Source organism: Micromonospora coerulea (assembly GCF_016598485.1).
Lineage (GTDB): Bacteria > Actinomycetota > Actinomycetes > Mycobacteriales > Micromonosporaceae > Micromonospora > Micromonospora coerulea.
This window is the reverse complement of sequence record NZ_JAEMUW010000063.1, coordinates 1-8650: the sequence shown is the minus strand read 5'-3', so window position 1 is coordinate 8650 and position 8650 is coordinate 1. Positions and strand designations below refer to the sequence as shown.

The following is an 8650-nucleotide window of genomic DNA, read 5'->3' as shown; positions in this document are numbered from 1 at the left end:
GCGCGGTCGCTCATGACCGGGCGCGAACGAAGGTCAGGGCCGGCCCGCTACCGGCGACGAGGGTGAACGCCTCGACTCCATCATCGACTCTGACGGGGTTGGGCCACGGATCGGGGGTTGAGACTGACTGGCAGGCTCCGTTGATCGAGTAGTCGGAATTCACCTCATCAACGCCGACAGAGTGGCGCTCTGTCACGGGCCTAGACCTGCGCCGTCCGCGCCGAGCATCCGCATCTGCTGATGAGCGTGCATGCTGCACGATGTCCCGTGTGCACGCAGAACTCGACGACACGGGCAGGGTCAGCTTCTCCATGACCTATGCCGAGGCCATCGCGATCCGAGAGGTCATCTCGTTCGCGGACTTCGATGGTGTTCTCCCAGCGCGCGATCCTGCGGAGACCGAGGTGGTATCTCGCCTGCTCGCGTCGCTCGATGGCCTGATCCCCGAGCTTGGGTCTGACGCATATAGCTCGATTGTCGATACTGCATGGAGAGAGATCAACGCGTTCGAGTGATGCACGGACATGCCGCTGACCGGGCGTCACGGTGCGTCACCAGCGGTCGGTAAGTGAACGCCTACTCCGGCCGGCGGTTGTGCGCCGGAGGCGCTACGCCCAAGGTGGGATGTATCGGCCCACGTAGTCGCGAGCGCGGGGGAGCGGGTCGTGCCAGTACTGGTTCGGCATGCGGTGGTGGCGCTTCTCGCAGAACTCGGCGAGACTGTCTGCGATCTTGATGCGCTTTAGCGGGTGGCCCTCGAACTCTGTGTTGACCAGGAGCAATTGCGGCTCGGGATTCCAGCCTGAGTGGTCGAACGCCCAGCCATCCCAGATCGCGTAGGTGTGGAAGACCTGCGAGTCGTCCGCGAGGCACACCCCCGCTATCTCGATCGGCCGGTCTGGGTAGGAATCTCGGCAGACCCAGGCGAGGATGTGACACGCTCCGGCAGCGAAGAAGGCCTGGTCCGTCCGTTCCCATGCGACGCGCTGGTCTGATCGCTCGATCGCCGTTCGACGGAACGCTCCCGCTGCTATGGCTGCCACGACCCGCACGTTAGTGGATGCCTCGACGCACTGGCTCATGCCGCGATCCTCGGCGTGCTTTTGTTCGGCGCAGGGCTTGTGATGGCGTCGAGGTAGGTTGCCCGTAGCGTCCTTGCCGCAGAGCGCGCGTCGGGTCCTGGAATGTCGAAGTCGAGGTCGACGACGCATGGGGTACGGTCGATAGCGGTGGCCCGCCGGGGTATGGGCTGGCGGAGCTGCCGCCCAGACCTCTAATTGGGAGCGGCGCCGTGGCATCAGCCGTCGACCCACGTTTCGGCGCAGCCCTGCGTGAGTTCCGCGAACGACGCGGACTGTCCCTTCGGTGTCTGGGGCAGCTTGCCCATCGAAGCAAGAGCCACCTGCATGAGCTTGAGGTCGGGCTCAAGGCTCCCACGACCGACACCGCGCGCCATCTGGACCGGGTTCTCAACGCCGAGGGCGCGCTTGCTCGCTTGGTCGATGCGCCGGTCGACCATGCTGCCGAGGCCGCCGAGCTGCGCCTGAGGGTTGCCGCCAGCGATGTGGGCAAGGAGGTGCTCGACCGTATCGAGCAGAGCGTCGATGACCTCGCCAGTGCCTATCCGACCATGGCGCCTGCGGACTTGTTGCCATTGGTGCGGCGGCACCTGGCCTACGTGGGGCGTCTCCTCGACGGGCGAGTCACGCTTGCTCAGCAACGCCGGCTCCTGGTCGCTGGCGGCTGGCTGGCGGTGCTGCGGGCCACTGTTCATATCGACCTGCAACAGCGAGCGGCGGCGGCAGCGCACCTCAGGGCCGCTGTTGACCTGGCCAATCACGTCGAGCATTCCGAGATTCGAGGGTGGTGTCTGGAGACTCGCGCCTGGGACGTGCTCACCCAAGGTGATTACCGCAAGGCGCTTGACCTTTCCCGGCAGGCCCAGCGGGTCGCGCCGGAGGGCAGCTCCGCCCACATCCAGGCCACCGCACAGGAGGCACGCGCCTGGGCTCGGATGGGTGACGTTCTTGAGACCCGGCGGGCCTTGGACCGAGTGGAGCGGCTGACGGCGAACCTGCCGGTTCCTGAGCGAGCCGAGCACCACTATCGCTACGACCCGGCCAAGGCTGCCGCCTACACGGCTACGACGCTGGCCTGGGCGGGCGACCCGGGTGCCGAGCACGTCGCTCGCGCTGTGCTTGCCGATCTGGACCCGAACGGCGATGGTGGGGCGCGACCGCGGCGGTCCGCCTCGGCCCGCCTGGACCTCGGCCTTGCCCTGGTTGCCGCCGGCCAGCCTGATGAGGCGACCGCTCTTGCCGCGGAGGCTGTGGCATCCGGACGGGTGGTCCCGTCGAACTGGTGGCGGGCGGCCGAGGTGTTGGCGAGGGTGGAGCAGGCCGGGGTGCCCGAGGCCGTGACCCTGCGCGAGCTGTGCGACCAGTACGCCCCTCGGCGCCGACCGACAGCGGACAGCGCAGGCCGTTAGCGGACGGTCGCTCTCTGGATCGGCGATGAACGCGGGGTAACGCTGTCCTCGTTGGACGAGGGTGTAGGACGCAAACGTCATTCATTGACGGCGGGTTCGTGCTCTCGGAGTGGAGGGAGCGGACCCCTGAACACGATCGTCGAACTGCTGCACTGGTTCACCAGCCGGATCAACCCGTTGTCCCCGGTTCCGCCGGGCACCGGGCAGCGGATCCAGACAGGTGAGCAGGAGGCGGCCCGGCGGCGGTTGCTGGATCAGGCACGGGATGTCCCGCGCCCGCCACAGGCGGGCGGTGGGACGGTTGATCGCTCGGTGACGGCACCGTTCCTGGGGCGCGGCGAGTGAGCACCCACCGGCCGGTGCTGCCGATCTGGAGCTGCGGCGGTTGCGGGGCACCCTGGCCGTGTTTGACACGACGGCAGGAGCTGCGGGCGGAGTTCGAGGACGCGCCGGTGTCCCTGGCGCTGTACATGGGTGCGCAGCTCCTCCGCGCTGCCGAGGACCTGACCTGGGCGCCCGCCGGCACGCTGCATCGGCGTTTCCTCGGCTGGCTGAGGTGAGCATGTACAGCAACCGTGCCAGCCGCACGCCGCGGTGCGGAAAGTTCCCGGCGATGGGGTGAACTGGACGCTCGCCGAGCCGTGACCGCTCGCGACGGCTCGTCACCGCGTGGGCGGGCGTTCCAGCAGCTTGTCCAGCCGGACCGGCAGGTCCCGGACCCGTACCCCGGTCGCGTGGTGCACGGCGTTCGTGATCGCGGCGGCCGTGCCCACGATGCCGATCTCGCCGATCCCCTTCACCCCGGCCGGGTTGAGCTCGGGGTCCTCCTCCGGCAGCCAGTACGCCTCGATCCGCTCGACGTCCGCGCAGACGCTGACGTGGTACATGGCGAGGTCGTGGTTGACCCAGTCGCCGTACCGCTCGTCGAGCAGACCCTCCTCGTGCAGCGCCATCGACATCCCCATCGTCATGCCGCCGATGAGCTGGCTGCGGGCGGTGGTCGGGTTCACCACCCGGCCCGCGGCGAAGACGCCGAGCAGACGGGGCACCCGGACCTCGCCGGTGTCCGCGTCCACCCGCACCTCGCAGAAGTGGGCGCCGTAGGCGTACCGGGGCAGGGGGCGTTGGGCGCGGACCTCGTCGGCCGTGCTCACCTCGACCGTCAGCCCGTCGGCCGGCACCGCCCCGCCCGGGGCCTGCCGGAGCCGGTCGCGCAGCCCCTCGCAGGCGCGGATCACCGCCCAGCTCCACGAGGCGGTGCCCATCGAGCCGCCGGCCACGCCCGCGGCCGGCAGGTCGCTGTCGCCCACCCGGATCGCGACCCGGTCCACGGGTACGTCCAGCGCGTCGGCGGCCACCTGCCACAGCGCGGTCCGCGCGCCGGTGCCGATGTCGGTCGCGTTGATCCGTACCTCGAAGGTGCCGTCCGGTGCGGCGGTGGCCGCCGCCGCGGCGGCCCGGGCGCGGGCCGGGTAGCTGGCGCCCGCGACGCCGGTGCCGACCAGCCAGCGCCCGTCGCGCCGGACCCCCGGCGTCGGATCGCGGTCCGCCCAGCCGAACCGGCGTGCCCCGTCGCGCAGGCAGGCCACCAGGTTCCGGCTGGTGAACGGCAGACCCTGCTCGGGATCGACCGCCGGGTCGTTCCGAATCCGCAGCTCGACCGGGTCGATGCCACACGCCGTCGCCAGCTCGTCCATCGCGGACTCCAGCGCGTACGCCCCCGGGCACTCGCCCGGCGCCCGCATCCAGAACGGGGTCGGCACGTCCAGCCGGACCACCCGGTGGGTGGTGCGTCGGTGGCGGCCGGCGTACATGCTGCGGGTGTAGACGGCGGCCTGCTCGGCGAACTCGGTCAGCGTCGAGGTCTGGCTGATGGCGTCGTGGCAGACCGCGGCGATCCGGCCGTCGGCGTCGGCGCCGAGCCGGACCCGCTGGATCGTCGGGGCGCGGTACCCGATCGGGCCGAAGAGCTGCTGCCGGGTGAGCGCCAGCCGGACGGGCCGGTCCACCTGCCGGGCGGCCAGCGCGGCGAGCACCACGGCCGCCTTGGCGTACCCCTTGCTGCCGAACCCGCCGCCGACGTGCTCGGCGACCACCCGGACCGCCTCCCGGGGCAGCGCGAACAGTTCCGCGAGGGTCGCCTGCACCGGGGTGGAACCCTGATTGGAGTCGTGCACCAGCAGCCGCCCGTCCCGCCACCGTGCGGTGGTGGCGTGCGGCTCCATCGGGTTGTTGTGGTAGGCCGGGGTCCGGTAGGTGGCGTCGACCCGGACCTCGGCGGCGGCGAAGCCGCCGTCGAAGTCACCGTCCTCGGTGTCGGTTGGATAGCTCGGGTTGACCTTGTTCGGTCGGTACAGCCCGGGGTGGTGTTCCGAGAGCACGGTGGTGTGCGGCTCGGTGTCGTAGTCGATCCGGACCAGCCGGGCCGCCTCCCGGGCCGCCTCGATGGTCTCCGCCACCACGACGGCGACGAACTGCCCCCGGTAGTGCACGGCCGGCTCCTGGAGCAGGAACAGGTCCGCGTCCACCCCGGGCGTCAGGCGGGGCGCGTTGCCGTGGTGCAGCACGTCGAGCACCCCGGGCAGGGCCAGCGCCGGGGCCGCGTCGACCCGGAGGATCCGGCCGCGGGTCGCGGCCGCCGGCACGGCCCAGCCGTACGTCACGTTCTCGACCGGGTACTCGACCGCATACCGGGCCGCCCCGGTGACCTTGTCCCGGCCCTCCAGCCGCGGATGTTCGCGGCCCACCGCGCCGACCGGCGGCGCGCTCACGGCCGCACCGACCCGGCCAGCCCGGTCAGCGCGCGGACGGTGATGTTGCGGATCAGCGGCACCTTGAACCCGTTGTGCCGCAAGGGCCGAGCCGCGGCGAGCTCGGCGTCCGCGGCCTGGGCGGCCAGCTCGGCGGTGAACGGCCGGCCGCGCAGCAGTTCCTCCGCCCGGTACGCCCGCCACGGCTGGTGCGCGACCGCGCCGTACGCCAGCCGGACGTCGCGGACCACGTCCCCGTCCAGGTCGAGCGCCGCCGCTACCGAGCCGACCGCGAACGCGAACGCGGCCCGGTCGCGCACCTTGAGGTAGGTGGATCGCCGGGCGAACGGCAGCGGCGGGACGCGTACCGCGGTGATCAGCGCGCCGCGGGGGAGCGTGGTCTCCCGCTCGGGGTGGTCGCCGGGCGTCCGGTGCAGCTCGGCGAGCGGCACGTCCCGGGGGCCGCCCGGCTCGCGCACCTCCACCACGGCGTCCAGCGCGACCAGGGCGACCGCCAGGTCCGACGGGTGGGTCGCCACGCAGCGCTCGGACCAGCCGAGGATGGCCAGCTCGCGGTTCTGCCCGTGCAGCGCCGCGCAGCCGGTGCCGGGCTCCCGCTTGTTGCACGCCTTCGCGGTGTCCTGGAAGTAGGCGCAGCGGGTGCGTTGCAGCAGGTTGCCGGCGGTGGTCGCCATGTTGCGCAACTGCCCGGAGGCGGCGTCGAGCAGGGCCCGGGCGAGCACCGGGTAGTCCCGCCGGACCAGCGGGTGCGCGGCGAGGTCGCTGTTGCGCACCGTGGCGCCGATCCGCAGCCCGCCGTCCGGCCCCGGCTCCACCGTGTCGAGCGGCAGCCCGGTGACGTCGACCAGCAGGCCGGGCCGTTGCACGCCGAGCTTCATCAGGTCCACCAGGTTGGTGCCACCGCCCAGGTACGCCGCCTCCGGGTCGGCGTCGAGCAGCGCGACCGCCTCCGCGACGTCGGCGGGCCGGTGGTAGCGGAAGGCTCTCACCGGGACGACGCCGCCGCGCGGATCGCGGTCACGATGTTCGGGTACGCGGCGCAGCGGCACAGGTTGCCGCTCATCCGTTCCCGCACCTCCGCGTCGGTCAGCTCCACCGGCGCGGTCAGGTCGGCGGTCACCGCGCTGGGCCAGTCCCGGCTCACCTCGTCGAGCATCCCGCGTGCGGAGCAGATCTGGCCGGGGGTGCAGTAGCCGCACTGGAAGGCGTCGTGCGCGACGAAGGCGGCCTGGAGCGGGTAGAGCCGGCGTCCGGCGAGTCCCTCCACCGTGATCACCTCCCGCCCGTCGAGGGTGACCGCCAGGACCAGGCAGCTCTTCACCCGGCGGCCGTCGAGCAGCACCGTGCACGAGCCGCACTGCCCGTGGTCGCAGCCCTTCTTGCTGCCGGTCAGGCCGAGCCGTTCCCGCAACGCGTCCAGCAGGGTGGTCCGGTTGTCGAGCGTCAGGTCGTGGCCGACGCCGTTGACGGTGAGGGCGAGCCGGGACGACCACTGGTCGTCCGCCGGCTTCCCGCTCTCCCGCCCGCCCCGCACCGGGTCAGACTACCGTCGTTCCTGCTGTTAACGGACAAATCCGGGCGAAGTCCGACGGGTGGGGATCGGTGGAGCGGCATGGACGAGGTACCGGAGATCGCGCTGGGTATCGCGGCGGAGGTGGTGGCCCGGCGACACGGCGGCACCGGTCGGGCGCTGCGCGGACTGACTGGCCCGGTCCGCCGCGCCTCGGACCGGCCCTGGCAGCCCGCGGTGTCGCCGCGGTGACCGTCGCCGGGCTGCTCCTCGCCGCCGGTGCGGGGCGCCGGTTCGGCCGGCCGAAGGCGCTGGTCGAGCTGGACGGCGAGCCTCTCGTCCGGCGCGCGGTCCGCCTGCTGCGGGCCGGCGGCTGCGCGCCCGTGCACGTCGTCGTCGGCGCGGGCGCGGACGCACTGCCCGAGCTGCCCGGAACCGTGCTGGTCGTCAACCGGCACTGGCGGGACGGGCTGGGCAGTTCGCTGCGTGGTGGCCTTGCGTCGCTGCCGGAGCACGTCCGGGCCGCCGTGGTGGTGCTCGTCGACCAGCCGTCGCTCAGCCCGGCGGCGGTGCGTCGGGTGTGCGCGGCCCACGCGGCTGGCGCGTCCGTCGCGGCTGCCGGTTACGCCGGGCGGGTCGGGCATCCGGTGCTGCTCGACCGCGCCGTGTGGCCGCTGCTCGACCAATACGCGACGGGGGACCGGGGTGCTCGCGACCTCCTGCGGGCCCGCCCCGACCTGGTGACCGTGGTGCCGTGCGACGGCCTGGGCTCGCCCCTGGACCTGGACACCCCGGCCGACCTGGCCCGGCATCCGCTGCGGGGTCACCAGGAGTGACGAAGGGGCAGGTCGAGGAAGCGGGCGTATCCCTCCAGTGCGGTCTCGACCCGGCTGCGCAGCGCGGCGTCGAACGGGGCCAGCGGGTGCACGGTGACCGTGGCCCGGGTCCTGGTGAGGGTGCGCTTCCAGGTGCCGACCACCCGACCGGCGCGGACGACCGTGGACTGGAAGACCCCGTTGCCGCCCGGGATGACCGCCTGCTTGTGCGCCGGGTCGAGCATCAGGGTCCGGTCCTTGAACCCGAGCAGGTATTCGTCGAATCCGGGCAGCAGGTGCAGGTCGTCGACCGGCCCGCGGGGCGCGTCGAGCAGCGCCGCGTCGACGACCGCCTCGGTATCGTCGACCCGGACGGTGGCCAGGGCGTCGCCGGCCACGGCGATGCCCCGCCGGGCGTCGGCGACGGTCAGCCCGGTCCAGCCGGCGAAGTCCTGCCGGGTGGTGGGGCCGTGGCTGCGGAAGTAGCGCGACGCCAGGATGTCCAGCGCCTCGTCGCGCTCCGGCCGGTGCGGCTCGGGCGCCCACTCGTCGAGCAGGGCGAATGTCTGCTCCCTGCCGAGATGCGGGGCGATGCAGGTGACGCCCCGCTGGCTGGCGTACCAGAGCAGGTGGTAGCCGCGTTGGCCGGTCGGGTCGAGCCCGGCCGCGGCGAGGGTGGCCAGGCACTGGGCCCTGGTGAGCCGGCCGCCGCCGGCCAGCGCGGTGCCCAGCACGTCGGCCGCCCGGTCGGCGTCGGGCTCGGTCAGCCCGAGGGCGGCCCGGCGGGCCGCCGCTCCGGCCAGCGCGCGGACGCCGGTCACCGCCAGCATCCATCGGGCGTCCCGCGGCGGTACGAGATGGACCGTCCCGCGCATCGGCCAGGTCCGCAACGCTTCCCGGCGCTCCAGCGCGGTCTGGACGTCGGCGCGGGTGCACCCGGGAAGCGAGGACGCCCAGCGACCACATCCCGCTCGCCGCGTCCTGGGCCTGCATGGCGCCGAACCACTCGGCCACCCTGGCCACGTCGGTGGGCCGGAAGGTCGGGTGCGGGCGCAGCAGCAGGGTA

The 8650-nt window shown here is 72.8% G+C and carries 9 protein-coding genes and 1 pseudogene; 5 read left to right on the top strand and 5 right to left on the bottom strand.

Going from position 1 to position 8650, the window contains the following annotated elements:
• Positions 1 to 269: 269 nt before the first annotated feature.
• Positions 270 to 515 carry a hypothetical protein gene (locus I8N68_RS32020; protein WP_200216845.1) on the top strand — a complete coding sequence of 82 codons (246 nt, stop codon included), beginning with the start codon at positions 270 to 272 and terminating at the stop codon, positions 513 to 515.
• A gap of 93 nt (positions 516 to 608) precedes the next feature.
• On the opposite strand, the gene I8N68_RS32015 is transcribed toward I8N68_RS32020, so the two are convergent.
• Positions 609 to 1082 carry a hypothetical protein gene (locus tag I8N68_RS32015; RefSeq protein ID WP_234040984.1) on the bottom strand — a complete coding sequence of 158 codons (474 nt, stop codon included), beginning with the start codon at positions 1080 to 1082 and terminating at the stop codon, positions 609 to 611.
• Between the two features lie 209 nt (positions 1083 to 1291).
• On the opposite strand from I8N68_RS32015, the gene I8N68_RS32010 reads away from it, so the two are divergent.
• Both I8N68_RS32010 and I8N68_RS32005 read left to right on the top strand, forming a co-directional pair.
• A complete protein-coding gene (locus tag I8N68_RS32010; RefSeq protein ID WP_200216844.1) occupies positions 1292 to 2488 on the top strand; it encodes a helix-turn-helix domain-containing protein in 1197 nt (398 codons plus the stop codon).
• Positions 2489 to 2895: 407 nt separating this feature from the next.
• On the top strand, positions 2896 to 3048 hold the full coding sequence (locus I8N68_RS32005; protein ID WP_234040983.1) for a hypothetical protein: 153 nt from the start codon (positions 2896 to 2898) through the stop codon (positions 3046 to 3048).
• A 102-nt stretch (positions 3049 to 3150) separates the two neighbouring features.
• Here the strand turns inward: I8N68_RS32005 and I8N68_RS32000 are convergent, their stop codons facing one another.
• The 3 genes from I8N68_RS32000 to I8N68_RS31990 are packed head-to-tail and all read right to left on the bottom strand — an operon-like array spanning position 3151 to position 6793.
• Positions 3151 to 5259, bottom strand: a complete 2109-nt coding sequence (locus tag I8N68_RS32000; RefSeq protein WP_200216842.1) for a xanthine dehydrogenase family protein molybdopterin-binding subunit — start codon at positions 5257 to 5259, stop codon at positions 3151 to 3153.
• Positions 5256 to 6248: an FAD binding domain-containing protein gene (locus I8N68_RS31995; RefSeq protein ID WP_200216841.1), complete on the bottom strand. Its 993-nt coding sequence runs from the start codon at positions 6246 to 6248 to the stop codon at positions 5256 to 5258. Before I8N68_RS31995 ends, I8N68_RS32000 begins: the two co-directional genes overlap by 4 nt.
• On the bottom strand, positions 6245 to 6793 hold the full coding sequence (locus tag I8N68_RS31990; protein ID WP_200216840.1) for a 2Fe-2S iron-sulfur cluster-binding protein: 549 nt from the start codon (positions 6791 to 6793) through the stop codon (positions 6245 to 6247). Before I8N68_RS31990 ends, I8N68_RS31995 begins: the two co-directional genes overlap by 4 nt.
• 78 nt (positions 6794 to 6871) lie before the next feature.
• Between I8N68_RS31990 and I8N68_RS31985 the strand changes: the two genes are divergently transcribed.
• Both I8N68_RS31985 and I8N68_RS31980 read left to right on the top strand, forming a co-directional pair.
• Positions 6872 to 7021: a hypothetical protein gene (locus I8N68_RS31985; RefSeq protein WP_200216848.1), complete on the top strand. Its 150-nt coding sequence runs from the start codon at positions 6872 to 6874 to the stop codon at positions 7019 to 7021.
• Positions 7018 to 7605, top strand: coding sequence for a nucleotidyltransferase family protein (locus I8N68_RS31980; RefSeq protein WP_307813058.1), 588 nt, complete (start codon positions 7018 to 7020; stop codon positions 7603 to 7605). Before I8N68_RS31985 ends, I8N68_RS31980 begins: the two co-directional genes overlap by 4 nt.
• Here I8N68_RS31980 and I8N68_RS31975 read toward each other — a convergent pair.
• Positions 7593 to 8646 (bottom strand): annotated as a pseudogene (locus I8N68_RS31975) (winged helix DNA-binding domain-containing protein). The gene I8N68_RS31980 and the pseudogene I8N68_RS31975 sit on opposite strands and share 13 nt — an antisense overlap.
• Positions 8647 to 8650: the final 4 nt, after the last annotated feature.

Excerpts from the sequence above, each read along its gene's own strand:
- I8N68_RS32015 (WP_234040984.1), bottom strand. The coding sequence starts at position 1,082 with ATGAGCCAGTGCGTCGAGGCATCCACTAACGTGCGGGTCGTGGCAGCC.
- I8N68_RS31985 (WP_200216848.1), top strand. The coding sequence starts at position 6,872 with ATGGACGAGGTACCGGAGATCGCGCTGGGTATCGCGGCGGAGGTGGTG.